Annotated in this window: 24 protein-coding genes and 1 tRNA gene; 19 read left to right on the top strand and 6 right to left on the bottom strand. The window is 40.2% G+C overall.

Annotation, left to right across the window (positions count from 1 at the left end; all coding sequences use genetic code 11):
- The first annotated feature begins 8 nt into the window (after positions 1–8).
- The 9 genes from fabD to tlpC all read left to right on the top strand — a co-directional run bounded on the left by fabD (position 9) and on the right by tlpC (position 10,157).
- Positions 9–938 carry an ACP S-malonyltransferase gene (gene fabD, locus HG567_RS00430; protein ID WP_202163839.1) on the top strand — a complete coding sequence of 310 codons (930 nt, stop codon included), beginning with the start codon at positions 9–11 and terminating at the stop codon, positions 936–938.
- 10 nt (positions 939–948) lie between these two features.
- Positions 949–1,644: a 5'-methylthioadenosine/adenosylhomocysteine nucleosidase gene (locus HG567_RS00425; RefSeq protein WP_000250158.1), complete on the top strand. Its 696-nt coding sequence runs from the start codon at positions 949–951 to the stop codon at positions 1,642–1,644.
- A gap of 164 nt (positions 1,645–1,808) precedes the next feature.
- A complete protein-coding gene (rpoD, locus tag HG567_RS00420; protein ID WP_202139762.1) occupies positions 1,809–3,848 on the top strand; it encodes an RNA polymerase sigma factor RpoD in 2,040 nt (679 codons plus the stop codon).
- 19 nt (positions 3,849–3,867) lie between these two features.
- On the top strand, positions 3,868–5,241 hold the full coding sequence (locus HG567_RS00415; protein ID WP_202163838.1) for an SH3 domain-containing C40 family peptidase: 1,374 nt from the start codon (positions 3,868–3,870) through the stop codon (positions 5,239–5,241).
- Between the two features lie 53 nt (positions 5,242–5,294).
- The gene (locus HG567_RS00410) at positions 5,295–6,647 is read left to right on the top strand and encodes an FAD-dependent oxidoreductase (RefSeq protein WP_000061414.1); all 1,353 of its coding nucleotides are present in this window, start codon (positions 5,295–5,297) and stop codon (positions 6,645–6,647) included.
- 6 nt (positions 6,648–6,653) lie between these two features.
- Complete coding sequence (locus HG567_RS00405) at positions 6,654–6,842, top strand: DUF5408 family protein (protein ID WP_108540873.1); 189 nt, start codon at positions 6,654–6,656, stop codon at positions 6,840–6,842.
- A 337-nt stretch (positions 6,843–7,179) separates the two neighbouring features.
- Positions 7,180–7,605, top strand: coding sequence for a 50S ribosomal protein L13 (gene rplM, locus HG567_RS00400; RefSeq protein ID WP_000167675.1), 426 nt, complete (start codon positions 7,180–7,182; stop codon positions 7,603–7,605).
- Positions 7,602–7,991, top strand: coding sequence for a 30S ribosomal protein S9 (gene rpsI / locus HG567_RS00395; RefSeq protein WP_001227269.1), 390 nt, complete (start codon positions 7,602–7,604; stop codon positions 7,989–7,991). Before rplM ends, rpsI begins: the two co-directional genes overlap by 4 nt.
- Positions 7,992–8,135: 144 nt before the next feature.
- A complete protein-coding gene (gene tlpC, locus HG567_RS00390; protein WP_202139760.1) occupies positions 8,136–10,157 on the top strand; it encodes a methyl-accepting chemotaxis protein TlpC in 2,022 nt (673 codons plus the stop codon).
- 375 nt (positions 10,158–10,532) lie between these two features.
- Here the strand turns inward: tlpC and HG567_RS00385 are convergent, their stop codons facing one another.
- The 5 genes from HG567_RS00385 to rpsT all read right to left on the bottom strand — a co-directional run bounded on the left by HG567_RS00385 (position 10,533) and on the right by rpsT (position 16,099).
- On the bottom strand, positions 10,533–12,314 hold the full coding sequence (locus HG567_RS00385) for a dentin sialophosphopreproprotein (RefSeq protein WP_202139759.1): 1,782 nt from the start codon (positions 12,312–12,314) through the stop codon (positions 10,533–10,535).
- 254 nt (positions 12,315–12,568) lie between these two features.
- Complete coding sequence (locus HG567_RS00380) at positions 12,569–13,960, bottom strand: outer membrane protein (RefSeq protein ID WP_202139758.1); 1,392 nt, start codon at positions 13,958–13,960, stop codon at positions 12,569–12,571.
- A gap of 10 nt (positions 13,961–13,970) precedes the next feature.
- Positions 13,971–14,228 (bottom strand): hypothetical protein, encoded by a 258-nt coding sequence (locus tag HG567_RS00375; protein WP_033764644.1) that lies wholly within the window; start codon positions 14,226–14,228, stop codon positions 13,971–13,973.
- Between the two features lie 431 nt (positions 14,229–14,659).
- Positions 14,660–15,718, bottom strand: a complete 1,059-nt coding sequence (prfA, locus tag HG567_RS00370; RefSeq protein ID WP_000025119.1) for a peptide chain release factor 1 — start codon at positions 15,716–15,718, stop codon at positions 14,660–14,662.
- 111 nt (positions 15,719–15,829) lie between these two features.
- On the bottom strand, positions 15,830–16,099 hold the full coding sequence (gene rpsT, locus HG567_RS00365; RefSeq protein ID WP_001273632.1) for a 30S ribosomal protein S20: 270 nt from the start codon (positions 16,097–16,099) through the stop codon (positions 15,830–15,832).
- A gap of 94 nt (positions 16,100–16,193) precedes the next feature.
- On the opposite strand from rpsT, the gene glmM reads away from it, so the two are divergent.
- From glmM to HG567_RS00315, 10 genes are all read left to right on the top strand, one after another.
- A complete protein-coding gene (gene glmM / locus HG567_RS00360) occupies positions 16,194–17,531 on the top strand; it encodes a phosphoglucosamine mutase (protein WP_202163837.1) in 1,338 nt (445 codons plus the stop codon).
- Positions 17,525–17,998 (top strand): signal peptidase II, encoded by a 474-nt coding sequence (gene lspA, locus HG567_RS00355; protein WP_202139756.1) that lies wholly within the window; start codon positions 17,525–17,527, stop codon positions 17,996–17,998. The genes glmM and lspA overlap by 7 nt, the downstream gene beginning before the upstream one ends.
- A gap of 20 nt (positions 17,999–18,018) precedes the next feature.
- A tRNA-Val gene (locus tag HG567_RS00350) sits at positions 18,019–18,094 on the top strand.
- Positions 18,095–18,342: 248 nt separating this feature from the next.
- Positions 18,343–19,059 carry an urease subunit alpha gene (gene ureA / locus HG567_RS00345; protein WP_000779233.1) on the top strand — a complete coding sequence of 239 codons (717 nt, stop codon included), beginning with the start codon at positions 18,343–18,345 and terminating at the stop codon, positions 19,057–19,059.
- A 3-nt stretch (positions 19,060–19,062) separates the two neighbouring features.
- Entirely contained in the window at positions 19,063–20,772 is a 1,710-nt protein-coding gene (gene ureB / locus HG567_RS00340) for an urease subunit beta (RefSeq protein WP_000724281.1), read from the top strand.
- 192 nt (positions 20,773–20,964) lie between these two features.
- Positions 20,965–21,552: an acid-activated urea channel protein UreI gene (ureI, locus tag HG567_RS00335; RefSeq protein ID WP_000901267.1), complete on the top strand. Its 588-nt coding sequence runs from the start codon at positions 20,965–20,967 to the stop codon at positions 21,550–21,552.
- A 1-nt stretch (position 21,553) separates the two neighbouring features.
- On the top strand, positions 21,554–22,066 hold the full coding sequence (gene ureE, locus HG567_RS00330) for an urease accessory protein UreE (RefSeq protein ID WP_202163836.1): 513 nt from the start codon (positions 21,554–21,556) through the stop codon (positions 22,064–22,066).
- Between the two features lie 55 nt (positions 22,067–22,121).
- Positions 22,122–22,841, top strand: a complete 720-nt coding sequence (locus HG567_RS00325) for an urease accessory protein UreF (RefSeq protein ID WP_202164013.1) — start codon at positions 22,122–22,124, stop codon at positions 22,839–22,841.
- A gap of 28 nt (positions 22,842–22,869) precedes the next feature.
- A complete protein-coding gene (gene ureG / locus HG567_RS00320; protein ID WP_011578340.1) occupies positions 22,870–23,469 on the top strand; it encodes an urease accessory protein UreG in 600 nt (199 codons plus the stop codon).
- Positions 23,469–24,266, top strand: coding sequence for an urease accessory protein UreD (locus HG567_RS00315; RefSeq protein ID WP_202140210.1), 798 nt, complete (start codon positions 23,469–23,471; stop codon positions 24,264–24,266). Before ureG ends, HG567_RS00315 begins: the two co-directional genes overlap by 1 nt.
- Positions 24,267–24,490: 224 nt before the next feature.
- On the opposite strand, the gene HG567_RS00310 is transcribed toward HG567_RS00315, so the two are convergent.
- Positions 24,491–26,920 carry an FtsK/SpoIIIE domain-containing protein gene (locus HG567_RS00310; RefSeq protein ID WP_202163835.1) on the bottom strand — a complete coding sequence of 810 codons (2,430 nt, stop codon included), beginning with the start codon at positions 26,918–26,920 and terminating at the stop codon, positions 24,491–24,493.
- Position 26,921: the final 1 nt, after the last annotated feature.

Raw genomic sequence — 26,921 nt, 5'->3', positions numbered from 1 at the left:
ATAACACCATGCAATACGCGCTATTATTTCCAGGGCAAGGCTCGCAATGTATAGGAATGGGGAAATCATTCTATGAGAGCCACACCCTAGCTAAAGAATTGTTTGAAAGGGCTTCTAACGCGCTTAAAGTGGATATGAAAAAAACGCTTTTTGAAGAAAATGAGCTTTTAAAAGAGAGCGCTTACACCCAGCCTGCCATTTATTTAGTGAGCTATATCGCTTACCAATTGCTCAACAAGCAAGTAAATGGGAGGTTAAAACCCGTTTTTGCTTTGGGGCATTCGCTCGGCGAAGTGAGCGCGGTGTCTTTGAGCGGGGCGCTAGATTTTGAAAAAGCCCTTAAACTCACGCACCAAAGAGGCAAAATGATGCAAGAAGCGTGCACGAATAAAGACGCTTCTATGATGGTCGTTTTGGGCGTTTCTGAAGAAAGCCTTTTAAGCTTGTGTCAAAGAACCAAAAATGTGTGGTGCGCGAATTTCAATGGCGGCATGCAAGTGGTTTTAGCCGGGATTAAAGACGATTTGAAAGCCCTAGAGCCGACTTTAAAGGAAATGGGGGCTAAAAGAGTGGTTTTTTTAGAAATGAGCGTGGCGAGCCATTGCCCTTTTTTAGAGCCTATGATTTTTAAATTCCAGGAATTGCTAGAAAAAAGCTTGAAAGATAAATTCCATTTTGAAATCATCTCCAATGCGACTAACGAAGCGTATCATAACAAAGCAAAAGCCGTTGAATTATTGAGCTTGCAACTCACTCAGCCGGTGCGTTATCAAGACTGCGTGAAATCTAACAATGACCGAGTGGATGTCTTTTTTGAATTAGGCTGTGGGAGTGTGTTAAAGGGGCTTAACAAGCGATTGAGCAACAAGCCCACCATAAGCGTGGGGGATAATAAAGGGCTTGATGAAGCGATTGAGTTTTTAGAAGAATATGTGTGATTGGGAGAAAATGGTGCAAAAAATTGGCATTTTAGGGGCGATGAGAGAAGAAATAACCCCTATTTTAGAATTGTTTGGCGTGGATTTTGAAGAGATCCCTTTAGGGGGGAATGTTTTCCACAAAGGCGTTTATCGTAACAAGGAAATCATTGTCGCTTACAGCAAGATTGGCAAGGTGCATTCCACTTTAACCACAACGAGCATGATTTTAGCGTTTGGCGTTCAAAAGGTGCTTTTTAGCGGAGTGGCTGGAAGCTTAGTCAAAGACTTAAAAATCAATGATTTGTTAGTGGCTATTCAATTAGTCCAGCATGATGTGGATTTGAGCGCGTTTAACCACCCTTTAGGGTTCATCCCAGAAAGCGCGATTTTTATTGAAACGAGCGAAAGTTTGAACGCTTTGGCTAAAAAAGTCGCTAATGAGCAACACATCGCGCTCAAAGAAGGCGTCATCGCATCAGGCGATCAGTTTGTGCATAGCAAAGAAAGGAAAGAGTTTTTAGTCAGCGAGTTTAAGGCGAGTGCGGTGGAAATGGAGGGGGCGAGCGTGGCGTTTGTGTGCCAAAAATTTGGCGTGCCATGCTGTGTGCTAAGGAGCATTAGCGATAACGCTGATGAGGAAGCTAACATGAGTTTTGATGCGTTTTTAGAAAAAAGCGCTCAAACTTCAGCGAAATTCTTAAAAAGCATGGTGGATAAGCTTTAGGGCTTGTTTTTTAAAAAATGGGGGGGTTTAAATTTTATTTTAAACTCATTTTATAATTAGAATTTAAGCTATTTTTTAGTAAAATAACAAAGGATTAGGTGTATCTTAATCTTATGGACCTAGCTTTTGATTGAAAGCATGGTTCTTACTTTATGGAGTGTCCAATGAAAAAGAAAGCTAACGAAGAAAAAGCCCCCAAAAGAGCTAAACAGGAAGCCAAAGCAGAAGCCACACAAGAAATTAAACAAGAAAACAAAACTAAAGAAAGCAATAAAGCCAAAGAGAGCAAAATTAAAGAAAATAAAACCAAAGAAAGCAAAGTCAAAGAAACAGCGAAAGAACCTATTCCTGTTAAAAAGCTTAGTTTTAATGAAGCGTTAGAAGAATTGTTCGCTAATTCCTTAAGCGATTGTGTTTCTTATGAGTCTATCATTCAAATCAGCACGAAAGTCCCCACTCTAGCCCAAATCAAAAAAATCAAAGAGTTGTGCCAAAAATACCAAAAGAAATTGGTCAGCTCTTCAGAATACGCTAAAAAACTCAATGCGATTGACAAGATTAAAAAAACCGAAGAAAAGCAAAAAGTTTTAGATGAAGAATTAGAAGATGGCTATGACTTTTTGAAAGAAAAGGATTTTTTAGAGTGGAGCAGGAGCGATAGCCCAGTGCGCATGTATTTGCGTGAAATGGGGGATATAAAACTTTTAAGCAAAGATGAAGAGATTGAATTGAGCAAGCAAATCCGCTTGGGTGAAGACATTATTTTAGACGCGATTTGCTCGGTGCCGTATTTGATTGATTTTATTTATGCGTATAAAGACGCTTTAATCAATCGTGAAAGAAGGGTTAAAGAGCTTTTCAGGAGCTTTGATGATGACGATGAAAATAGCGTGAGCGATTCTAAAAAAGATGACGACAGCGAAGAAGATGAAGAAAACGAAGAAAGGAAAAAAGTCGTTTCTGAAAAAGACAAGAAGCGCGTAGAAAAGGTTCAAGAAAGCTTTAAAGCCCTAGACAAGGCTAAAAAAGAATGGCTTAAAGCCCTTGAAGCCCCTGTAGATGAAAAAGAAGACGAATTGGTGCGTTTATTGACTCTAGCTTACAAACGCCAAACGCTCAAAGACAGACTCTATGATTTAGAGCCTACTAGCAAACTGATTAATGAATTAGTCAAAACGATGGAAACCACTTTAAAAAGCGGCGATGGGTTTGAAAAAGAGTTGAAACGCTTGGAATACAAGCTACCCTTATTCAATGACACTCTCATCGCCAACCATAAAAAAATCCTCGCTAATATCACTAACATGACTAAAGAAGATATTATCGCTCAAGTGCCAGAAGCGACTATGGTGAGCGTGTATATGGATCTTAAAAAGCTTTTTTTGACTAAAGAAGCGAGCGAAGAAGGCTTTGATTTAGCCCCCAACAAGCTAAAAGAAATTTTAGAGCAAATCAAAAGAGGGAAATTGATTTCCGATCGCGCTAAAAACAAAATGGCTAAATCCAATTTAAGGTTGGTAGTGAGCATCGCTAAACGATTCACGAGCAGAGGCTTACCCTTCTTGGATTTGATTCAAGAGGGCAATATCGGCTTGATGAAAGCGGTGGATAAGTTTGAGCATGAAAAGGGCTTCAAGTTTTCTACCTATGCGACCTGGTGGATCAAGCAAGCCATCAGCAGAGCCATAGCCGATCAAGCCCGCACTATCCGCATCCCCATTCACATGATTGACACGATTAATCGCATCAATAAAGTCATGCGCAAACACATTCAAGAAACCGGCAAAGAGCCTGATTTAGAAGTGGTGGCTGAAGAAGTGGGGCTTTCGTTAGATAAAGTGAAGAATGTGATTAAGGTTACTAAAGAGCCTATCAGCTTAGAAACCCCAGTCGGCAATGATGATGACGGCAAATTTGGGGATTTCGTGGAAGATAAAAATATCGTTAGCTCCATTGATCACATCATGCGCGAAGATTTAAAAGCACAAATTGAAAGCGTTTTGGATCAATTGAATGAGCGAGAAAAAGCGGTGATCCGCATGCGTTTTGGGCTTTTAGACGATGAAAGCGATCGAACTTTAGAAGAAATTGGCAAGGAATTGAATGTTACGAGAGAAAGGGTGCGCCAGATTGAAAGCTCTGCGATCAAAAAATTGAGAAGCCCGCAATACGGGCGCATTTTAAGAAACTATTTGCGCATTTGATGTTAAGGTTCTCTAAAGCATGCGTTATTTTCTTGTAGTTTTCTTGTTTTTGTTTGTGGGTTGCATGAAAAAGGATTTCACGCTCAAAGATTTATCCTTGCCCCAAGAGGCTTCAAGTTATCTTGCAAGCTCTCAAAATGGCAGTCATAATAACCAAAGCATTGACCCCCAAGCGTTAAGAGAAAACCTAAAAGAGAGCTACCTCAAAGCGTGGTATTCCCCATGGCTAGATGCGAAAATCAAAAGCAATAAAAAAGAAGTGTTTTGGATCCTTAAGGAGATGAATAAATCCACCGGTTATGGCGAAGATCTAAAACCCAACGCAAAAGCTTTCAATGATGAGCTTATTAAAAGCATGGATATTGAGCATTACCCAAGCGCTAAGATTAAGGCTGTTGTGGTGCGAGATAGCGATGTGAGGGCTGTGCCTACTAACAAGCCTTATTACCTTTCTCAAAAAGGCTATCCTTTTGATAGGTATCAAAATTCGCTGATTTTTCAAGGCACGCCGGTTTTAATCACGCATTTTAATCTAGACAAAACTTACGCCCACATTCAAAGCAGTTTTGTTTATGGCTGGATTAAAGTCAGCGATCTAGCTTACATGCACGATAAAGACATAGAGCTTTTAACCAAACTCAAAAATTATGTCATGCCTATAAAAGATAAGATCCCCCTTTATACAGAGTATGGGGATTTTTACACCGATGCTAGGGTGGGCGAATTGTTCGCTCTCATCCCCCAAAGTCAAAACGCATCTCAAAACCCCCAAAAAAAGGAATTGAAAGCCTATGGTTTTTTGAGGGATGCTAAGGGTTATGCAGATTTACAAAGCGTGATCTTAGATGAAAAGGATTTTTTTGTTTTCCCTAAGGCTTTTAACAGCGAGAACATGGCGTATTTTATAGACACCATGCTAGGGCAAAAATACGGCTGGGGTGGACTATTAGGTAATAGGGATTGCTCGGCTTTCACCAGAGATAGTTTTGCTAATTTTGGTATTTTGCTCCCCAGAAATTCCTACGCACAAAGCCGTTATGCGAACAATTATATGGATTTAAGCTCCATGAAAGCCAAAGAAAAAGAAGATTACATCCTTAAAAGCGCCACGCCTTTTGGAACGCTCATCTATTTAAAAGGGCATATCATGCTCTATTTAGGCGCATACAACCATCAAGCGATAGTCGCTCACAGCATTTGGTCGGTGCAAACCCAAAAGCATTTTAAAACCTTGAGTCATAAAATAGGAGGCGTGGTGATCACTTCATTATGGTTAGCCGAAGAACATAATGGGGCGTTTTCTAAAAAGAAATTATTGATTGACAGGGTGCTTGGAATGAGCGATTTGAAAGATTTTGTCAATAAAACTTCAAGCCCTTTGAATGCGAATTGATTTTCTTATATTATGATTACGATTTATCAATTTAAAACATTTGGAGAAAGACAATGAGTATGGAATTTGATGCTGTTATTATTGGAGGTGGGGTTTCAGGGTGTGCGACCTTTTATACTTTGAGCGAATACAGCTCTTTAAAGCGCGTGGCTATCGTGGAAAAATGCTCTAAATTGGCTCAAATCAGCTCCAGCGCTAAAGCTAATTCGCAAACCATTCATGATGGCTCTATTGAAACGAATTACACTCCTGAAAAAGCTAAAAAAGTGCGTTTGAGCGCTTATAAAACCAGACAATACGCGCTCAATAAAGGCTTGCAAAATGAAGTGATTTTTGAAACCCAGAAAATGGCTATAGGCGTGGGCGATGAAGAATGCGAGTTCATGAAAAAACGCTACGAATCCTTTAAAGAAATCTTTGTGGGGTTAGAAGAATTTGACAAGCAAAAGATTAAAGAATTAGAGCCTAATGTGATTTTAGGGGCTAATGGCATAGACAGGCATGAAAACATTATCGGGCATGGGTATCAAAAGGATTGGAGCACGATGAATTTTGCGAAGTTGAGTGAAAACTTCGTTGAAGAAGCCCTAAAATTAAAGCCTAACAACCAGGTGTTTTTGAATTTCAAAGTAAAAAAGATTGAAAAACGCAACGACACTTACGCCGTAATTTCAGAAGACGCTGAAGAAGTGTATGCTAAATTCGTGCTAGTTAATGCCGGCTCTTACGCTTTGCCTTTGGCTCAGAGCATGGGCTATGGCTTGGATTTAGGGTGCTTGCCTGTGGCGGGCAGCTTTTATTTTGTGCCGGATTTATTAAGGGGTAAGGTTTATACCGTTCAAAACCCCAAACTCCCTTTTGCAGCCGTACATGGCGACCCTGATGCTGTCATTAAAGGAAAAACACGAATCGGGCCTACCGCTTTAACGATGCCTAAATTAGAACGCAACAAATGCTGGCTCAAGGGCATTAGCTTGGAATTGTTGAAAATGGATTTGAATAAAGATGTGTTTAAAATCGCATTTGATTTGATGAGCGATAAAGAAATCCGTAATTATGTATTTAAAAACATGGTTTTTGAATTGCCTATTATCGGTAAAAGGAAATTTTTAAAAGACGCTCAAAAAATCATCCCCTCTCTTAGCCTAGAAGATTTAGAATACGCTCATGGTTTTGGCGAAGTGCGCCCGCAAGTTTTAGACAGAACCAAGCGAAAGCTGGAATTAGGCGAAAAAAAGATTTGCACCCATAAAGGCATCACTTTCAACATGACCCCTTCTCCAGGCGCGACGAGTTGCTTGCAAAACGCCCTTGTGGATTCCCAAGAAATCGCTGCGTATTTGGGCGAGAGCTTTGAATTAGAACGCTTTTATAAAGATTTATCCCCAGAAGAATTGGAAAATTAAAAACGCATGCAAAAAGAACAAGAAGCCCAAGAAATCGCTAAAAAAGCCGTTCAAATCGTGTTTTTTTTAGGGATTGTGGTGGTGCTTTTGATGATGATAAACCTTTACATGCTCATCAATCAAATCAACGCGAGCGCTAAAATGAGCCAACAAATCAAAAAGATAGAAGAAAGGCTTAACCAGGAGCAAAAATAAAGGCTTTGGCTTATTAAGCATGAGTAACAAAATTAAAAAAGCTTAAAGGCATTTTTTAAAATAAATACAATAAAAGAGCTTGCGAAAAGCAAGTGATAGCCTCTTTAAAAGCAGTCTTTTGGGGTTAGGGGGTTTTTAGTTGGGGGTTGTAGGGGAGGGTTATTGTAAAATACCCCCCTATCCCCTTAAGAGAATGAGTTTTACTATAAAGTAAAGTCTGAAACGATAAAACAAAGCAGCCAAAACCCCTTTTTCAAACTTTAAACTTTCCTTAAATTCAGCAATATTTAAGTTTATTTCCTTATAATGAGTGCTTTAATTTTATCAAAGGATTCTTATGACAAAGACTGCTAAAGTCAATGACATCGTTCGTGATTGGGTCGTTTTAGACGCTAAGGACAAAGTTTTTGGCCGCTTGATCACTGAAATCGCTGTGCTTTTAAGAGGCAAACACCGCCCTTTTTACACCCCTAATGTGGATTGTGGGGATTTTGTGGTGGTTATCAACGCCAATAAGGTTAAATTTTCAGGCATGAAATTAGAGGATAAAGAGTATTTTACCCATTCAGGCTATTTTGGCAGCACCAAGAGCAAGACTCTCCAAGAAATGCTAGAAAAAACCCCCGAAAAGCTCTACCACTTAGCCGTTAGGGGCATGCTCCCTAAAACGAAATTAGGGAAAGCGATGATCAAAAAACTCAAAGTTTATCGTGATGATAAGCACCCTCACACCGCACAAACTAGCAAAAAGGACGCTAAATGAGAAAAATCTATGCTACCGGTAAAAGAAAAACCGCTATCGCTAAAGTGTGGCTCACTCCGGGTAAAGGCGAATTGAGTATCAATGAACAAAGCCTGAATCAGTGGTTAGGCGGGCATGAAGCCATTAAAATGAAAGTCATGCAGCCCTTGCTTTTAACCAAACAAGAGCAATCTGTGGATATTAAAGCGGTGGTTTTTGGTGGGGGCTATTCAGCGCAAGCGGAAGCCTTAAGGCATGGTATTTCTAAAGCTTTGAACGCTTATGATATTGCTTTTAGAGCCATTTTAAAACCTAAAGGCTTGCTCACTAGGGATTCAAGGGTGGTTGAACGCAAAAAATATGGTAAAAGAAAGGCCAGAAGAAGCCCGCAATTCTCCAAAAGGTAATTTTTTATCTCTCCTTTGGGGGAGCTTTGGAGGGTTTTGGCTCTCTTTTATTTTCTGCTTTTTTGTCCTCTCTTATTTTATTAAAATTTCAAAATAATGTATAATAATCGTTCTCTATCAATTCGTTTTAAAAGGGCAAAGGGAATGAAATCTACAAGAATTGGTTCTAAAATCGTCATGATGGTGTGTGCGGTCGTTATTATCATTAGCGCTGTTATGGGCGTTATTATCAGCTACAAGGTTGAAAGCGTGTTGCAAAGCCAAGCCACAGAATTGCTGCAAAAAAAGGCTCAGTTAGTCAGTTTCAAAATTCAAAGCATCATGAAACGCATTTTCATTGGCGCTAACACCCTTGAAAAATTTTTAAGCGATGAAAATAGCACTATCAACGACACCCTAAAAAAGCGCATGCTCTCTGAGTTTTTGTTAGCAAACCCTCATGTGTTATTGGTTAGTGCGATTTATACGAATAATAATGAACGAATTATCACTGCAATGAGCATGGATTCAAAAATCGCCTACCCTAATACCACGCTCAATGAAAACATGATCAATCAAATCCATTCGCTCAAAAGTATAACCCATTCAGATCCCTATTATAAAGAGGTTAATGGCGATAAAATCTATGGCATGGATATTACCCTCCCCCTAATGGGTAAGAATCAAAAGACTATAGGCGCACTGAATCTCTTTTTAAACATTGACGCTTTTTATACAGATGTGGTAGGCAAGAAAAAGAGCAACACCTTTTTAATGGGGAAAGATGGCAGAATTTTAATCAACCCTAATCGTGAGATCCAAGATAAGATTTTAAGCGCTATCAATCCGGATAAAAGAGTCGCTAAAGCTGTGGAGTATTACAATCAAAACGAAGCGGGCACTTTGAGCTACCATTCATTGAGCGGGAATACAGAAACCTTTTTAGCCATACAGCCCTTTGATTTTTTTGAAGAAAAAGGGGATAACAGCAATCAGTGGCGTTGGGCAATTGGGAAATATGTCAATAAATCTTTAGTCTTTAAAGAAGCGACAAACACCAAATTCATTATTATCACCACTTTGATTTTAGGCGTGCTGGTGTTAGCCTTTTTAGTCTTTATCATCGTTTCCAATCTCATAACCAAACGCATCAGTAGGGTCAATAACACCCTAAATGATTTTTTCAACTTGCTCAATAACCCCAAAAATAACCATGCCATAAGCCTAACGCCCCCAAGCGCTTATGATGAAATCGGGCAAATGCAAGCTTCCATCAATGAAAACATCCTTAAAACCCAAGAAAACATTCAAGCTGATAATAACGCCATTCAAAACAGCATTGAAGTGGCTAATTTTGTGGAAAGTGGGGATTTCACCCAAGAAATCGCATGCGTGCCTAAAAACAAAGACTTGCAAGCTTTAAGAAACACGATCAATAGCATTATCCAGTATTTTCGCAACCAAATTGGTGCCAATATTGAAGCCCTAAACAACGCCCTAGAGCATTATAAAAACCTGGATTTCACCCACCACATCCAAAACCCCAAAGCCAACATGGAAAAAGCGCTCAACACTTTAGGGCAAGAAATTTCTAGCATGCTTAAAGCTTCTTTAGGATTTGCGAACGCGCTCAATCATGAATCCAAAGATTTAAAAACTTGCGTGGATAACTTAACCAAAACCGCTCATAAACAAGAAAGAAGCTTGAAAAACACCACCCAATCCTTAGAAGAAATCACTAATATCATTACAACGATTGATTCTAAAAGCCAAGAGATGATCTCTCAAGGCGAAGACATTAAAAGCGTGGTGGATATGATTAGAGATATCGCTGATCAAACGAATCTATTAGCCCTGAATGCTGCTATTGAAGCCGCACGGGCTGGTGAGCATGGCAGAGGCTTTGCGGTGGTGGCTGATGAAGTTAGGAAGCTCGCTGAAAGGACGCAAAAATCGCTCAGCGAGATTGAAGCCAATATCAATATTTTAGTTCAAAGCATTGCCGATAACGCCGAGTCTATCAAAATGCAAAATAAGGGCGTAGAAAACATCCACAACTCCATTAACGCTTTGCAACAAGATGTGCAGGATAATTTGACTATCGCTAATTATTCTTTACAAGTCAGCACTAAAATTGATGGGATTTCCCAAGATATTTTAGAAGATGTGAGCAAGAAGAAATTTTAATTTTGAGCGTCTAAAATGTGAAACCGCCCCCTTTTTCTAAAGCAAGGGGTTTTTTTAACTAAAGCACCCTAACGAACGCTAATACAAAAGACTCTTTAAAGTCTGCATGGGCATTTCTTACCCTAAAAAGACTAGAGGTATTTTGTTAGCTTGAATATAGCCTAAGCGCTTACATCTTGCACCCTAAAGAACGGAGTTTTTTTGTGCTAGTTTGATGATAAAAAGCTTTGATTGGATTTTAAAAAGCGTTATTAGGGGAGTTAGTTGGGGGGTTAAAGGGGTATTCATCGCCAAAATATCCCCCTATCCCCCTTAAAAGAATTATAAATAAAAATATTAAGTTTTGGCTATCACTCTTTGATATTGGGGTTAATCTCAATTCCCCATATCGCCCATATCCCCCATATCGCCACCCATGTCGTCGTTCATGTCCCCCATATCGCCCATGTCATCGTTGCCATTACCCATGTCATCGTTCATGTCGTTCGCATTATTCATGTCATCGCCCATGTCGTTGCCGTTGCTCATGTCGTCATTAGCGTTACCCATATCATCGTTGCCGTTGTTCATGTTACTCGCATCATCAGTGTTACCGGTATCCGTGTTACCAGTATCAGTATTGCCGGTGTCCGTGTTGCCGGTATCGGTATTATTCATATCGCCGGTATTGTTCATGCCGCCAGCATCTTTATCATCAGTGGGGGTGTCAGTGGTGCTGGTATCGTTTGTGGCGTTAGTGTCGGTGTGAGTATCGTCGGTGTGAGTGTCATCGGTGTTAGTGTTAGGGTTTATGAGCGCGTTACCCCCTTGATTTTTGCTATCATTTGCATGGGTGTTGCCCATGTTATTGATGGGCGTTTGTTGCACAGGTTGTTGCATGGGGTTATTCATCGCATCATTCAAATCATCTCTATCATCGCCATCAATTTTCAAACTCCCGTCTAAATAATTCCCCACCACATCGCTGCTATGGCTTAATTGTTGCACGCTGTCTAGGGCTTTATCCACTTGAGCTTGTTGCTCGCTTGAAAGCCCTTTTTGATCTTTTAAGTCATTGTCTAGCTGGTTTAAATTATTGTCTAATTTATCCCTCACTTCCATAGCTTTATTGACAACTGAATCAATCTTACTAGGACTCGCCCCGTCTTGCTTCATTTCTTTGATTTGCCCCACTAAATGGTTAAGCTCTTTGGCTTGAGAAGTTATCGCATCCACGCTTTTAGTGGGCATGGCTTTAGTGTGGAAAAGCGAATTGTCTTTGAGCATGCGGCTGTTGTCTAAATTGACTAAAGCGCTATTCAAGCGGTTGGTTTGAATGCCTTTGCTGAATTTGGGATCACGATAAAAGCTCATAAGATTTGCTGGTTGCGAAGATTTATCGTCTTTATCGTCTCTGTCATCATCAGTAGGCGTATCAAGTTGGTTAATGGAAGCGTCATGATCTAAAATCTCTTCTTGATCGAGCGCATACATGTAATTTTCTAACATCAAGTAATCTTGAACTTGCATCATGAAAAACATGTTAGGGTAGAAACCATACATGCCATCATAAAAGTCATAAAAATCATACATGCCCATACCATACATGCCATACATACCCATTCCATACATGCCATACATACCATAATAAGGGCTATAGTAAGAGTTGTAATAGTTGTTGCTCCTATAATAAGGGCTTTGAGCCTTTTCATTCTCTTGTTGTTTTTTAAGATACGCCCCTACCACGCTCAAATCAGCGAGCATTTTTTGAGCCGTTTTTTGATCTTTTAAAGAAATGCCTAAGGGGATATAAATACCGGTGCGGTAACTATAAAAAGAATCCCTAGCGATGATTTTAAGGCAATATTTCAAATTCTTTTGCAATTTTAGGGCTTGCCTCAAACGCGCATGCGCTCTAAAATTCCCCAATATACCGGAGTTAAAACGCATTTTTTCCACTAACGCGCTGAATTTTTTCGCATCGCCATTAGCCGCATTGATATAGTTTAAAGCGCTAGCTCCCCACTCTTCAGTGCTGCTTTTATAACCCCCAAAATTCACTATTTTTGGCGTTAATTCCCCTTTTAATTGCGAATCTTTTAAGTCAAACAACGCCCTATTCACGCTAATAGCGTTTAAACTGAGTGTCATCATAAAAAGTATTTTTATAGCTTTCATTTATAACCTTAAAAAATATCTCTTGCGAGCATTATAGACTATTTTTAGAAATCAAAATGACTTTTAAAAAACAAGCCAAAGTAAAAAATAAAACCTAAAAAACAAAAGGTTCTGTTTTAAGCGCTTCTTTAGTTTTTAAAAAACCCTCTCTCTAAACAAAAACCTAGCCCCCCAACACAACAAAATAAACATCACAAAAAAAGAAAAAAGAAACCAACAGAGAGAAAACCCTCTATTGGAAAGAAGAGAAAGGCTTAGAAGTTGATCATGTAGTTAAAATAGATAGAGAAGTTCCTTTTATAGAACACATCTACTGATCCATCTACGCCCCTTTCTTTATAGAATTGGTTGGTGAATAAAGGCAATTTAAGGCCCACTTCAATCCCGCTGTGTTTAGAGAAATTGCTCCTAAAACCAAATTCAACAGGCATTTGGAAATAGCTCGTGTTCATGCTCGCTGAACAGCCTGCGGTGTCATTGCAAATTCGCATTTGAGATTTTAAGTAGCTCTCTCCTTGAACGATAAACGAATCCCCTCCTAACCCAAAGCCTAAGAACAACCCTGCTGTGTTATAGCCCTCTTTACTTTCATAGAAGTTATAGAGCGCATCAAAGCCCACGCCATAAGTGAAGTTATTCACTTGAGACGCGCCCTCCATGATTCCAAGCTGGCTCCCCACAAAGCTTAAATTCGCATGGTTATAGCTGTAGTATCCATAAGATCTAAAGCCAAAGCGTTTGGTTTTGCCAAAGAACCACTTATACCCTGCCATCGCATCTACCCCATACATTTGCCCGTAATTATTGGTGTTGATCACGCTTGGCGTGTAGGTTGCTTGGGCTTGAGCGACAGCGGTTTGGATGTTTTTATGCACGCTCATGAAAGCGTCTTTTTGAGCCGTTAGATTGCTTTTTAGCGCGTTTAAGAAATTGATGGCATCTGTCGTTGTCGTTGCGCTATCACTAACAGCTGCAAGCGCAACGGCTTGCGTTTTTTGCGTATCAGACATAGCAAGATCGGCTAGAGCCATATCCACTTGATTGATAGCTTTATCTAACGCGCCCACAACCGCATTAGAGCCGTTCGTCAATTGCCCGATCGTCGCACTAGAAGAATCCAAATAGCCTTTTAAAGTGTTTTGAGCGCTTTCTAATGCGCTAAACGCGCTGTTTAGCCCTTGAGCGTTAGGAATCACACTGCCTAAATTAGGATTACCGCTCAAAAGATTGCTGATCGTTGCGGTTTGTTTAGACATGGTTTCTACCCCACTTAAAGTGGTGTTCATGCCACTCACGCTCACGCTCTTAAGATTATTAACCATAGTGGTGTCTTTGGTTAGCTGGCTTGCCACAGAACTCCCACTAGTGCTTGGTGTGCCACTTGTTTCATCTTTTTTAGCTGGTGGGGTTTCTGGAGCTGGTGTGCCTCTTGAAGCGGTGTTTTGGGCTTGAGTTTGGGCTTGTTGTTGCGTTGGTGAATCGCTTGTTAATTTACTATCCTTATCCTTTTTAGCATAATTACCAAAAACATGCGATGATTTTTGCAATGCTGCGTAGGTTTCTAAATTGGTAGCATTCATGCTCCCTAAAAGCACGCCACTAGCCGCCAAAGAGACAAAGCCTAATTTTTTGAATGACTTTTTCATAACTTCTTTCTTATTTTTTCATCCAGCTTGCGCTTGGATTGACTTTAGTGTCCGGTTTAGAAGCGCTTTGCGTTTCTTGGGCTGGAGCTACTTGATTGCTGCCAAACATTGAAGTGTCTATCGGGGTGTTATTGTTAGCGCCTGGGGTGCGGGTGGTATTTTGGTTTTCTAAATTAGAATATTGAAACCCCCCTCCTAAAAACGCACCGCTTTTTTCTGCCATAGACACACTAAAGGCTAATGCCATACCTAAAAAAACTTTTTTCATTTAAAACTCCTTAATGTGAGAAATCCTAAGGATTTCTTTTTTTATTGCATTCATGCTATGGCGCAAAAATATAGGGAGCTATCAAAATTTGAGAGTTGTCCTCATACATTCGCTTCCACAGAATACAATCCGCTCTTATAGTAAGCTTTGGAGTTATATCACAAAAAAGTGAATTTTTCGTTAAGAATAGGTTAAATAAATCGTTTTATTTTTTAAAAATGTATTTATATATAAAAATATATATAAAGAATTTAAAATTATATTTAACTATATTTTATTGAAGCTCTTGCGCTGTTTTTGTGTGGGGCGAAAATTTAGAGCTTTTAGGGTTTTTGGTCGTAGCGGGTGGCTATCGTGATAAGGCTATAATAATATCAATTAAAAAAGGCTTGGGTGTTTTATCGCTTTGTTTTATCATTTTAGTAATGGTCTTATTCAAACTGGCTTTGGGCGTGGGCGATTAAAGGGTTGATCACTTCATCTAAATTCCCTGAAAGCATGATTTCTTCTAAACTATACAGAGTTAAATTGATTCTATGCTCGCTCAAGCGGTTTTGCGGGTAATTATAGGTGCGGATCCTTTCACTCCTATCCCCACTACCCACTTGCTCCTTTCGGTCTTTAGCGTTAGCGAGCTGTTGCTCTTCAATTTGTTTTTCATAAAGGCGCGCTTTTAGGATTTTTAGGGCTTTATCCTTGTTTTTATGTTGGGATTTTTCATCTTGCATGCTCACGCTGATATTGGTGGGGAGGTGCGTGATGCGCACCGCAGAGTCTGTGGTGTTGACGCATTGCCCCCCATGCCCGCCAGCGCGAAACACTTCAATCTTTAAATCGCTAGGGTTGATAGAAACTTCCACATCATCTACTTCAGGCATGATCGCTACTGTGATAGCGGAAGTGTGGATGCGCCCTTGAGATTCTGTCTCGGGGACTCTTTGGACTCGATGCGTGCCTGCTTCAAATTTGAGCCTTGAATACACGCCCTTACCCTTAATCAAAGCGATAATTTCTTTATAGCCCCCTACGCTGTTTTCGCTAGAGCTCACTACCTCTACTTTCCACTTTTTCAAATCCGCATAACGGCAATACGCTTTAAACAAATCCCCTACAAAAATGCCCGCTTCATCGCCCCCTGTGCCAGCTCTTAACTCTAAATAAATGTTTTTATCGTCATTAGGATCTTTAGGAATAAGGAGTTGCTTAATGGCAGTTTCTAGCTCGCTTTTTTGGATTTCTAAAATTTTTAACTCTTCTTTAGCCAGTTCGCTCAATTCCTTGTCTTCTAAAAGCTCCTTATTTTCTTTGATATTCTCTAAAACGCTCAAATACTCTTTACTCGCTATAGAGATTTCTTCAATGGAGCTTTGCTCTTTGCTCAATTCGGTGAGTTTTTTAATATCGCTAATCACTTCAGCGCTAGAAAGCAATGCTGTGAGTTCGTCGTATCGTTTGAGAATGGAAGAAAGCTTTTCGGCTAGAATAGACATGCAAAACTACCTATAAAAAGATGCAACAATCTAAAAAACGCAAAACTCAAAAAGAAGCCCAATAATAAAAACCCGTTACTGAGCTTAAAGAAGTTAAAAAACGCCTTAAAACTAAGCGAGAGCGATTTTTTTCACTGAAGCGTTAAGCCTTGAGACTTTCCTAGAAGCGGTGTTTTTCTTTAAAATCCCTTTGCTAACAAATTTATGCAACTCTTTATTAGCGATTTTCAAACGCTCTTGAGCTTTTGCTACATCATTGACAGCGACCGCTTCACGCACGGCTTTAATGATATTTTTAACTTTAGTTTTATAGAACCTGTTGCGTTCAGTTCTTTTAATGGTCTGTCTGATTCGCTTTTCTGCGGACTTATGATTTGCCATAGCCTTGTTTTAATCCCTTTGTAATGTAAAATAAAATTTGGCATAATTCTATCTAAAAATTGATTAAAAATAGTTTAAAAGGTATTTTATAACGATGAAAATTTTTGGGACTGATGGCGTGAGGGGTAAAGCAGGGGTGAAACTCACCCCCATGTTTGTGATGCGTTTAGGCATTGCTGCCGGGTTGTATTTTAAAAAACATTCTCAAACGAATAAAATTCTAATCGGTAAAGACACTAGAAAAAGCGGCTATATGGTAGAAAACGCTTTAGTGAGCGCTCTCACTTCCATAGGCTATAATGTCATTCAAATAGGGCCTATGCCTACCCCTGCGATCGCGTTTTTAACCGAAGACATGCGCTGCGATGCGGGCATTATGATAAGCGCGAGCCACAACCCTTTTGAAGACAATGGTATTAAGTTTTTCAATTCTTATGGTTATAAGCTTAAAGAAGAAGAAGAAAAAGCGATTGAAGAAATCTTTCATGATGAAGGATTACTGCATTCTAGTTATAAAGTGGGCGAGAGCGTCGGTAGCGCTAAAAGGATAGATGATGTCATAGGGCGCTATATCGTGCATTTAAAGCACTCTTTCCCCAAACATTTGAATTTACAGAGTTTAAGGATCGTGCTAGATACCGCTAATGGCGCGGCTTATAAGGTGGCTCCGGTCGTTTTTAGCGAGCTTGGGGCTGATGTGTTAGTGATTAATGATGAGCCTAATGGGTGTAACATTAATGAGCAATGTGGGGCTTTACACCCCAACCAATTGAGCCAGGAAGTGAAAAAATACCGCGCGGATCTGGGCTTTGCTTTTGATGGCGATGCGGATAGGCTAGTGGTGGTGGATAATTTAGGGAATATCGTGCATGGGGACAAGCTTTTAGGGGTGTTAGGGGTTTATCAAAAATCTAAAAACGCCCTTTCTTCTCAAGCGGTCGTCGCTACAAGCATGAGCAATTTAGCCCTTAAAGAATATTTAAAATCCCAAGATTTAGAATTGAAGCATTGTGCGATTGGGGATAAGTTTGTGAGCGAATGCATGCAATTGAATAAAGCCAATTTTGGAGGCGAGCAAAGCGGGCATATCATTTTTAGCGATTACGCTAAAACAGGCGATGGCTTGGTGTGCGCTTTGCAAGTGAGCGCGTTAGTGTTAGAAAGCAAGCAAGTAAGCTCTGTTGCGCTAAACCCCTTTGAATTATACCCTCAAAGCCTAATGAATTTGAATATCCAAAAAAAGCTTCCTTTAGAAAGCCTGAAAGGTTATAGCGCTCTTTTAAAAGAATTAGACAGGCTAGAAATCCGCCATTTGATCCGCTATAGCGGCACTGAAAACAAATTACGAATCCTCTTAGAAGCTAAAGATGAAAAACTTTTAGAATCCAAAATGCAAGAATTAAAAGAGTTTTTTGAAGGGCATTTGTGCTAAAAACCACCCAAAAAAGCCTGTTGGTTTTTATAGGGGTTTTTTCCCTTATTTTTGGCGCAGATCAAGCGATTAAATACGCTATTTTAGAGGGGTTTCGCTATGAAAGTTTGATTATAGATATTGTTTTAGTGTTCAATAAAGGCGTGGCGTTTTCCTTGCTCAGTTTTTTAGAGGGGGGTTTGAAATACTTGCAAATCCTTTTGATTTTAGGGCTTTTTATCTTTTTAATGCGCCAAAAGGAGCTTTTTAAAAACCATGCAATAGAGTTTGGCATGGTGTTTGGCGCTGGGGTTTCTAATGTTTTAGACCGGTTTGTGCATGGGGGCGTGGTGGATTATGTGTATTACCATTATGGCTTTGATTTTGCCATTTTTAATTTCGCTGATGTCATGATAGATGTGGGCGTGGGCGTTTTATTGTTGAAACAATTCTTTTTTAAGCAAAAACAAAACAAAATTAAGGCATAATCACTCTTTTTAAAATAAAAGGTCGCGTAGCTCAGTTGGTAGAGCACTACCTTGACATGGTAGTGGCCGCTGGTTCAAGTCCAGTCGTGGCCACCATTATCACTCCAATTCTAATTCTCATTTTTTTGCGAGTTTTTGATCTTTATAAATTCTAAAGGGGTATTAAACGCGCTCCTAATAACGCTTTGATAGCGCTTCAAAACTATAACACTAATTCATTTTAAATAATAATTAGTTAATGAACGCTTCTGTTAATCTTAGTAAATCAAAACATTGCTACAATTACTCCAACCTTGATTTCGTTATGTCTTCAAGGAAAAACACTTTAAGAATAGGAGAATGAGATGAAACTCACCCCAAAAGAGTTAGACAAGTTGATGCTCCACTATGCTGGAGAATTGGCTAGGAAACGCAAAGAAAAAGGCATTAAGCTTAACTATGTGGAAGCAGTAGCTTTGATTAGTGCCCATATTATGGAAGAAGCGAGAGCTGGTAAAAAGACTGCGGCTGAATTGATGCAAGAAGGACGCACTCTTTTAAAACCTGATGATGTGATGGATGGCGTGGCAAGCATGATCCATGAAGTGGGTATTGAAGCGATGTTTCCTGATGGGACCAAACTCGTAACCGTGCATACCCCTATTGAGGCTAATGGTAAATTAGTTCCTGGTGAGTTGTTCTTAAAAAATGAAGACATCACTATCAACGAAGGCAAAAAAGCCGTTAGCGTGAAAGTTAAAAATGTTGGCGACAGACCGGTTCAAATCGGCTCACACTTCCATTTCTTTGAAGTGAATAGATGCTTAGACTTTGACAGAGAAAAAACTTTCGGTAAACGCTTAGACATTGCGAGCGGGACAGCGGTAAGGTTTGAACCTGGCGAAGAAAAATCCGTAGAATTGATTGACATTGGCGGTAACAGAAGGATCTTTGGATTTAACGCGTTGGTTGATAGGCAAGCCGATAACGAAAGCAAAAAGATTGCTTTACACAGAGCTAAAGAGCGTGGTTTTCATGGCGCTAAAAGCGATGACAACTATGTAAAAACAATTAAGGAGTAAGAAATGAAAAAGATTAGCAGAAAAGAATATGCTTCTATGTATGGCCCTACTACAGGCGATAAAGTGAGATTGGGCGATACAGACTTGATCGCTGAAGTAGAACATGACTACACCATTTATGGCGAAGAGCTTAAATTCGGCGGCGGTAAAACTTTAAGAGAAGGCATGAGCCAATCCAACAACCCCAGCAAAGAAGAACTGGATTTAATCATCACTAACGCTTTAATCGTGGATTACACCGGTATTTATAAAGCGGATATTGGTATTAAAGATGGCAAAATCGCTGGCATTGGTAAAGGCGGTAACAAAGACATGCAAGATGGCGTTAAAAACAATCTTAGCGTGGGTCCTGCTACTGAAGCCTTAGCCGGTGAAGGTTTGATCGTAACGGCTGGTGGTATTGACACACACATCCACTTCATTTCACCCCAACAAATCCCTACAGCTTTTGCAAGCGGTGTAACAACCATGATTGGTGGCGGAACTGGCCCTGCTGATGGCACTAACGCAACCACTATCACTCCAGGTAGAAGAAATTTAAAATGGATGCTCAGAGCGGCTGAAGAATATTCTATGAACTTAGGTTTCTTAGCTAAAGGTAACGCTTCTAACGACGCGAGCTTAGCCGATCAAATTGAAGCCGGTGCGATTGGTTTTAAAATCCACGAAGACTGGGGTACCACTCCTTCTGCAATCAATCATGCGTTAGATGTTGCGGACAAATACGATGTGCAAGTCGCTATCCACACAGACACTTTGAATGAAGCTGGTTGTGTAGAAGACACTATGGCTGCTATTGCCGGACGCACTATGCACACTTTCCACACTGAAGGCGCTGGCGGCGGACACGCTCCTGATATTATTAAAGTGGCCGGCGAACACAACATTCTACCCGCTTCCACTAACCCCACTATCCCTTTCACCGTGAATACAGAAGCCGAACACATGGACATGCTCATGGTGTGCCACCACTTGGATAAAAGCATTAAAGAAGATGTCCAGTTCGCTGATTCAAGGATCCGCCCTCAAACCATTGCGGCTGAAGACACTTTGCATGACATGGGGATTTTCTCAATCACCAGTTCTGACTCTCAAGCGATGGGCCGTGTGGGTGAAGTTATCACCAGAACTTGGCAAACAGCTGACAAAAACAAAAAAGAATTTGGCCGCTTGAAAGAAGAAAAAGGCGATAACGACAACTTCAGGATCAAACGCTACTTGTCTAAATACACCATTAACCCAGCGATCGCTCATGGGATTAGCGAGTATGTAGGTTCTGTAGAAGTGGGCAAAGTGGCTGACTTGGTATTGTGGAGTCCAGCATTCTTTGGCGTGAAACCCAACATGATCATTAAAGGTGGGTTCATTGCATTAAGTCAAATGGGTGATGCGAACGCTTCTATCCCTACCCCACAACCAGTTTATTACAGAGAAATGTTCGCCCATCATGGTAAAGCTAAATACGATGCAAACATCACTTTTGTGTCTCAAGCGGCTTATGACAAAGGCATTAAAGAAGAATTAGGGCTTGAAAGACAAGTGTTGCCGGTAAAAAATTGCAGAAACATCACTAAAAAAGACATGCAATTCAACGACACTACCGCTCACATTGAAGTCAATCCTGAAACTTACCATGTGTTCGTGGATGGCAAAGAAGTCACTTCTAAACCAGCTAATAAAGTGAGCTTGGCTCAACTCTTTAGCATTTTCTAGGATCTTTAGGAGCGACGCTCCTTAAATCCTTAGTTTTTAGCTCTCTGATTTTTTGTTTATCAAAAAATTGGGGGCTTTTTTTTGTTTTTATTTTTTGTCAATTTACTATTTTTCTTTATGATTAGCTCAAGCAACAAAAGTTATTCGTAAGGTGCGTTTGTTGTAAAAATTTTTGTTTGGAAGGAAAAGGCAATGCTAGGACTTGTATTGTTATATGTTGGGATTGTTTTAATCAGCAACGGGATTTGCGGATTAACCAAAGTCGATCCTAAAAGCACTGCGGTGATGAACTTTTTTGTGGGCGGACTTTCCATTGTTTGTAATGTGGTGGTCATCACTTATTCTGCGCTCCACCCTACAGCCCCTGTAGAAGGTGCCGAAGATATTGCTCAAGTATCGCACCATTTGACTAGTTTCTATGGGCCAGCGACTGGGTTATTGTTTGGTTTTACCTACTTGTATGCGGCCATCAACCACACTTTTGGTTTGGATTGGAGGCCGTATTCTTGGTATAGCTTATTCGTAGCGATCAACACTGTTCCTGCTGCGATTTTATCCCACTATAGCGATATGCTTGATGACCACAAAGTGTTAGGCATCACTGAAGGCGATTGGTGGGCGATCATTTGGTTGGCTTGGGGTGTTTTGTGGCTTACCGCTTTCATTGAAAACATCTTGAAAATCCCTTTAGGGAAATTCACTCCATGGCTTGCTATCATTGAGGGTATTTTAACCGCTTGGATCCCTGCTTGGTTACTCTTTATCCAACACTGGGTGTGAGATGATCATAGAGCGTTTAGTTGGCAATCTAAGGGATTTAAACCCCTTGGATTTCAGCGTGGATTATGTGGATTTGGAATGGTTTGAAACGAGGAAAAAAATCGCTCGCTTTAAAACCAGGCAAGGCAAAGACATAGCCATACGCCTTAAAGACGCTCCCAAGTTGGGTCTCTCTCAAGGGGATATTTTATTTAAAGAAGAAAAGGAAATCATCGCCGTTAATATCTTGGATTCTGAAGTCATTCACATCCAAGCTAAGAGCGTGGCAGAAGTGGCTAAAATATGCTACGAAATAGGAAACCGCCATGCGGCTTTATACTATGGCGAGTCTCAATTTGAATTTAAAACACCATTTGAAAAGCCCACACTAGCCTTATTAGAAAAGCTAGGGGTTCAAAATCGTGTTTTAAGTTCAAAACTAAATTCCAAAGAACGCTTAACCGTGAGCATGCCCCATAGTGAGCCTAATTTTAAGATCTCACTAGCGAGCGATTTTAAAGTGGTCATGAAATAGAAAATAACAGACAGATGAAGGAAAAAGCGTGAAAAGCACTGAAAAAAGCGTGGGTATGCCCCCAAAAACCCCAAAAACAGACAACAATGCTCATGTGGATAATGAATTTCTGATTCTGCAAGTCAATGATGCGGTGTTCCCCATTGGATCTTACACGCATTCTTTTGGGCTAGAAACTTACATCCAGCAAAAAAAAGTTACCAACAAAGAAAGCGCTTTAGAATATTTAAAAGCCAATCTCTCTAGCCAGTTCCTTTACACGGAAATGCTGAGTTTGAAATTAACCTATGAAAGCACCCTCCAACAGGATTTAAAAAAAATCTTAGGGGTTGAAGAAATGGTTAGGCTATCCACAAGCCCCATGGAATTACGATTAGCCAATCAAAAGCTAGGCAATCGTTTCATTAAAACCTTACAAGCCATGAACGAATTAGACATGGGCGCATTTTTTAACGCTTACGCTCAACAAACCAAAGATCCCACCCATGCCACTAGCTATGGCGTTTTTGCGGCGAGTTTGGGGATTGAATTGAAAAAGGCTTTAAGGCATTATCTTTATGCACAGACTTCTAACATGGTGATCAACTGCGTTAAAAGCGTCCCACTATCTCAAAACGACGGGCAAAAAATCTTATTGAGCTTGCAAAGCCCTTTTAACCAGCTCATAGAAAAAACCCTAGAACTAGACGAAATCCACCTGTGCGCGGCAAGCGTTCAAAACGACATTAAGGCGATGCAGCATGAGAGTTTATACTCGCGCCTTTATATGTCTTGAATTTTAATCTCAAATTGAAAGGAATTTTATGGTAAAAATTGGAGTTTGTGGTCCTGTAGGAAGCGGTAAAACCGCCTTGATTGAAGCTTTAACGCGCCACATGTCAAAGGATTACGACATGGCGGTCATCACTAATGATATTTACACGAAAGAAGACGCAGAGTTTATGTGTAAAAATTCGGTGATGCCACGAGATAGGATCATTGGTGTAGAAACAGGAGGCTGTCCGCACACAGCCATTAGAGAAGACGCTTCTATGAATTTAGAAGCCGTAGAAGAAATGCATGGCCGTTTCCCTAATTTGGAACTGCTTTTGATTGAAAGCGGAGGCGACAACCTTTCAGCGACTTTCAACCCAGAGCTAGCAGATTTTACGATTTTTGTGATTGATGTGGCTGAGGGCGATAAAATCCCTAGGAAAGGCGGCCCAGGAATCACGCGCTCAGACTTGCTTGTCATCAATAAGATTGATTTAGCCCCCTATGTGGGAGCGGACTTGAAAGTCATGGAAAGGGATTCTAAAAAAATGCGTGGCGAAAAGCCCTTTATTTTCACGAATATCCGCTCTAAAGAAGGCCTAGATGATGTGATCGCTTGGATCAAGCGCAACGCTTTATTGGAAGATTGATGAACACTTACGCTCAAGAATCCAAGCTCAGGCTAAAAACCAAAATAGGGGCTGACGGGCGGTGCGTGATTGAAGACAATTTCTTCACGCCCCCCTTTAAGCTCATGGCGCCCTTTTACCCTAAAGACGATTTAGCTGAAATCATGCTTTTAGCGGTAAGCCCTGGCTTAATGAAAGGCGATGCGCAAGACATGCAATTACATATCGGTCAAAATTGCAAGTTAAGGATCACTTCGCAATCCTTTGAAAAAATCCATAACACTGAAGACGGGTTTGCCAGCAGAGACATGCATATCGTTGTGGGGGAAAACGCCTTTTTGGACTTCGCGCCCTTCCCTTTAATCCCCTTTGAAAAGGCGCATTTTAAGGGCAACACTACGATTTCTTTACGCTCTGGCTCTCAATTGCTTTATAGTGAAATCATTGTCGCTGGGCGAGTGGCGCGCAATGAGTTGTTCCAATTCAACCGCTTGCACACCAAAATCGCTATTTTACAAGATGAGAAGCCCATCTATTATGATAATACGATTTTAGATCCCAAAACCACCGACATGAATAATATGTGCATGTTTGATGGCTACACGCATTATTTGAATCTGGTGCTTGTCAATTGCCCCATAGAGCTGTCTGGTGCGCGAGAATTGATTGAAGAGAGCGAAGGAGTGGATGGAGCCGTGAGCGAGATTGCTAGTTCTCATCTATGCCTGAAAGCTTTAGCGAAAGGCTCAGAACCCTTGTTGCATTTAAGAGAAAAAATCGCTCGCCTGGTTACGCAAACCACCACGCAAAAGGTTTGAAAACGCTTTAAAAAGATTAAAAACCCTTTAGTCTTTTTAACCCCCCCCCTTTTTTTTAACTCTCTTTTTTTAACTCTCTTTTTTTAACTCTCTTTTTTTAACTCTCTTTTTTTAACTCTCTTTTTTTAACTCTCTTTTTTTAACTCTCTTTTTTTAACTCTCTTTTTTTAACTCTCTTTTTTTAACTCTCTTTTTTTAACTCTCTTTTTTTAACTCTCTTTTTTTTAATCTTGTAAGCTGAAGGGCCTAAACTCAGTGCGGCTGTCTTTAGAAAGCTCTATCAATAGCGCGTTGAAATTGCTTGGTGAGGGTAAACCGCTTTTGAGAGCGTTTAAGTTTTCCCCATTGCACTTAAAGGCCAGGCATTGCTTGAAGTGGTTGTTTAACAATTCTCTTAACTTGTCAAGATGGTAATTATTTTTAATTTGTTTGTAGTCATGCGCAAAAATGATACAATACTGCTCGTTGTCTATGGCTTTTTCTAAAAACGATTTTAACTTTTCCGCCCCTACTTTGTCGTGCAATTCTTTCGCTTCGTTGAGATTGTCTATCACAAGCACGCTATTAGGATTCATAGCGGTGTCTAAAACGCTTAAGATATTTTCTACAGGCGTGATGCCGTATTCTTTTTGCGCATCAAAAAACCTTATCAAGCGTTTTTCTTTATTGCAAAAAACCAATTCTTTGTTCGCGCTCTTAACATTTTGGAACAAGAGTTTTATTAAAGCGATGCGAGCGTTTAAATCTTGACTCACCACCAACAAATGCGATTCGTTACTTTCAAACTCCACTATCAAGTCCTTTTGCTCATAATCCACTGTTTTGCCCAGATGCAAACGCATTTCATTAGCCTTAAGGGTGTTGGGCATTTTTAAAGGTGTCTCGCCATTATAGATTTTACGATCTATGGGCGCGAGATTTCTTTGGTTAAATTCAGCGTGTATTTTTGTGAGAAAAGATTTGAAATCATCAGGAGCTTTAGGGATACTCATCTTGGTGTGGTATTTTCTATTCCCTCCGTTGTTGTTGAAAATGCCTTCTGGCCTGACAAGCTCACAAGCCGCATCATCGCCCAAAACACTACTGCTGTCTTCTGCATCCATAGGCAAAGCGATGCGGTTGGCGATTTGAGCCTTAAAGCTTGGATTAATGTCAGTGCCGCGCATGGTTTGAGTGGCTAAAACTAAATGCACCCCATAGCTACGGCCCTTTTTAAGCAGGGTGTTTAAAGACTGATCCACGCTCTCTTTCCCTTTAGTGGAGTTGTCGCTAAAAAGCACCTGAAATTCATCAATCACTACGATCAATCTGGGCATTTCGTCATGCTTGCGGTAATTGTTTAAATCTTTCGCCCCAAATTGCTTGAACCGATCGGCTCTTTTTTGTATTTCATCACAAAGCCATTTCAAGAAAGTGATGCCATAAGAGACTGAACTCGCCACGCTCACCAACCTCGCATGCTCTAAAATCGGATCTGTGTATGCGTTAAATTCCACCCCCTCTTTATAGTCTAACAAAAAGAGTTGGACTTCATTGGGTGCGTAGTAGAAGGCTAGATTTTGGATCAACACATGCAAGAAATTGGATTTCCCGCTCCCGCTACGCCCGCAAATGAGCGTGTGGTTTTGTTCGTTACCGATTTCAAAACACACTTCCTTATGGTTAATATCCCACCCTACCGGCACAGACACTTTAAACTGAGAGCTTTCAGTCCAAAATTTTTCGTCTTTTTGTAAGTCTTTCAATTCCCTTTTAACTTCTTTTTTTTGCTTGTAATACGCTTTAATTTTATCAGCGAAGTCTTTCATGTGCTGGGATTTAATACCTTGATCATTGATCACTTCTACGCTAAGATATTTTAAGCGTTCAAAACTTGTCGTGTCTTTAAAAAACTCCGCATAATTTTTCAAATCTTCTGCGGATTGATTGTTTTTCTCGCTCTCCAAATTGACAAAGCTCAAAACCCCATTCTTAGATCCAAAACGCATGATTTTTTCCAAATAATAAAGCGCGTTTTGACTTAAAGCATCCACCCCGCTTAAAAAAAGCGCTTTTAAAGGCAAGCGGTCTGTGGCGTTTTCATTATAATGCGCAAAATCTTTATAACCGGCTAATTTTTCTTGCAAATTAACCTTTAAGTATTCATACAAATGCTTTAGGGCTTCTTCTATTTCCTTGCTTTCGGTTAAAATCCTTTTCTGGTAAATAAAGTCATTGTCTTTATCTAAAAGCCTTCTGGCTAGATTGAAAATACCCCCCAAACTCAGCGCATCAACCAAGATCACTTCTAATTGCACCAAGGGCACGCTGGAGAGTAAGCGCATGAGCATTTCTCTTAAAAACTGCCCATCTTTTTCATGCTCTATATACAAGCTTTTAGGAGGGAAAGGATAAACTTTAGGCAATAAAAATTCCATATTAGTGCCATTTTTGCCTTTAATTTCCAATAAACCACAGCTTAAAAATTTAGGGTAAGCACTCGTTTCATTGAACTTTGGCGCGTCTGTGAATTGCGCTTGGATTTGCCTAATACTCTTTTGGTAGTCCTCTATTGGTGAGACGATCGGCTTGAGAAAACTCTCTGGCTCTTTTTTAGCAACAACCTTATCTAAGGCGTCGTCTAGTTCTTTTAATAAATTACCCGCATCAATCATC

It is taken from the genome of Helicobacter pylori, from assembly GCF_016755635.1.
In the GTDB taxonomy this organism is placed as follows: Bacteria; Campylobacterota; Campylobacteria; order Campylobacterales; family Helicobacteraceae; genus Helicobacter; species Helicobacter pylori_CQ.
Note: the sequence above shows the minus strand (reverse complement) of the source record. Positions and strands in the feature narration are given on the sequence as shown.

Bases quoted from the DNA above. Each gene is read 5' to 3' on its own strand.
- fabD (WP_202163839.1), top strand. From the start codon at position 9: ATGCAATACGCGCTATTATTTCCAGGGCAAGGCTCGCAATGTATAGGA.
- HG567_RS00425 (WP_000250158.1), top strand. From the start codon at position 949: ATGGTGCAAAAAATTGGCATTTTAGGGGCGATGAGAGAAGAAATAACC.
- rpoD (WP_202139762.1), top strand. From the start codon at position 1,809: ATGAAAAAGAAAGCTAACGAAGAAAAAGCCCCCAAAAGAGCTAAACAG.
- HG567_RS00415 (WP_202163838.1), top strand. From the start codon at position 3,868: ATGCGTTATTTTCTTGTAGTTTTCTTGTTTTTGTTTGTGGGTTGCATG.
- HG567_RS00410 (WP_000061414.1), top strand. From the start codon at position 5,295: ATGAGTATGGAATTTGATGCTGTTATTATTGGAGGTGGGGTTTCAGGG.
- HG567_RS00405 (WP_108540873.1), top strand. From the start codon at position 6,654: ATGCAAAAAGAACAAGAAGCCCAAGAAATCGCTAAAAAAGCCGTTCAA.
- rplM (WP_000167675.1), top strand. From the start codon at position 7,180: ATGACAAAGACTGCTAAAGTCAATGACATCGTTCGTGATTGGGTCGTT.
- rpsI (WP_001227269.1), top strand. From the start codon at position 7,602: ATGAGAAAAATCTATGCTACCGGTAAAAGAAAAACCGCTATCGCTAAA.
- tlpC (WP_202139760.1), top strand. From the start codon at position 8,136: ATGAAATCTACAAGAATTGGTTCTAAAATCGTCATGATGGTGTGTGCG.
- HG567_RS00385 (WP_202139759.1), bottom strand. From the start codon at position 12,314: ATGAAAGCTATAAAAATACTTTTTATGATGACACTCAGTTTAAACGCT.
- HG567_RS00380 (WP_202139758.1), bottom strand. From the start codon at position 13,960: ATGAAAAAGTCATTCAAAAAATTAGGCTTTGTCTCTTTGGCGGCTAGT.
- HG567_RS00375 (WP_033764644.1), bottom strand. From the start codon at position 14,228: ATGAAAAAAGTTTTTTTAGGTATGGCATTAGCCTTTAGTGTGTCTATG.
- prfA (WP_000025119.1), bottom strand. From the start codon at position 15,718: ATGTCTATTCTAGCCGAAAAGCTTTCTTCCATTCTCAAACGATACGAC.
- rpsT (WP_001273632.1), bottom strand. From the start codon at position 16,099: ATGGCAAATCATAAGTCCGCAGAAAAGCGAATCAGACAGACCATTAAA.
- glmM (WP_202163837.1), top strand. From the start codon at position 16,194: ATGAAAATTTTTGGGACTGATGGCGTGAGGGGTAAAGCAGGGGTGAAA.
- ureA (WP_000779233.1), top strand. From the start codon at position 18,343: ATGAAACTCACCCCAAAAGAGTTAGACAAGTTGATGCTCCACTATGCT.
- ureB (WP_000724281.1), top strand. From the start codon at position 19,063: ATGAAAAAGATTAGCAGAAAAGAATATGCTTCTATGTATGGCCCTACT.
- ureI (WP_000901267.1), top strand. From the start codon at position 20,965: ATGCTAGGACTTGTATTGTTATATGTTGGGATTGTTTTAATCAGCAAC.
- ureE (WP_202163836.1), top strand. From the start codon at position 21,554: ATGATCATAGAGCGTTTAGTTGGCAATCTAAGGGATTTAAACCCCTTG.
- HG567_RS00325 (WP_202164013.1), top strand. From the start codon at position 22,122: ATGCCCCCAAAAACCCCAAAAACAGACAACAATGCTCATGTGGATAAT.
- ureG (WP_011578340.1), top strand. From the start codon at position 22,870: ATGGTAAAAATTGGAGTTTGTGGTCCTGTAGGAAGCGGTAAAACCGCC.
- HG567_RS00315 (WP_202140210.1), top strand. From the start codon at position 23,469: ATGAACACTTACGCTCAAGAATCCAAGCTCAGGCTAAAAACCAAAATA.
- HG567_RS00310 (WP_202163835.1), bottom strand. From the start codon at position 26,920: ATGATTGATGCGGGTAATTTATTAAAAGAACTAGACGACGCCTTAGAT.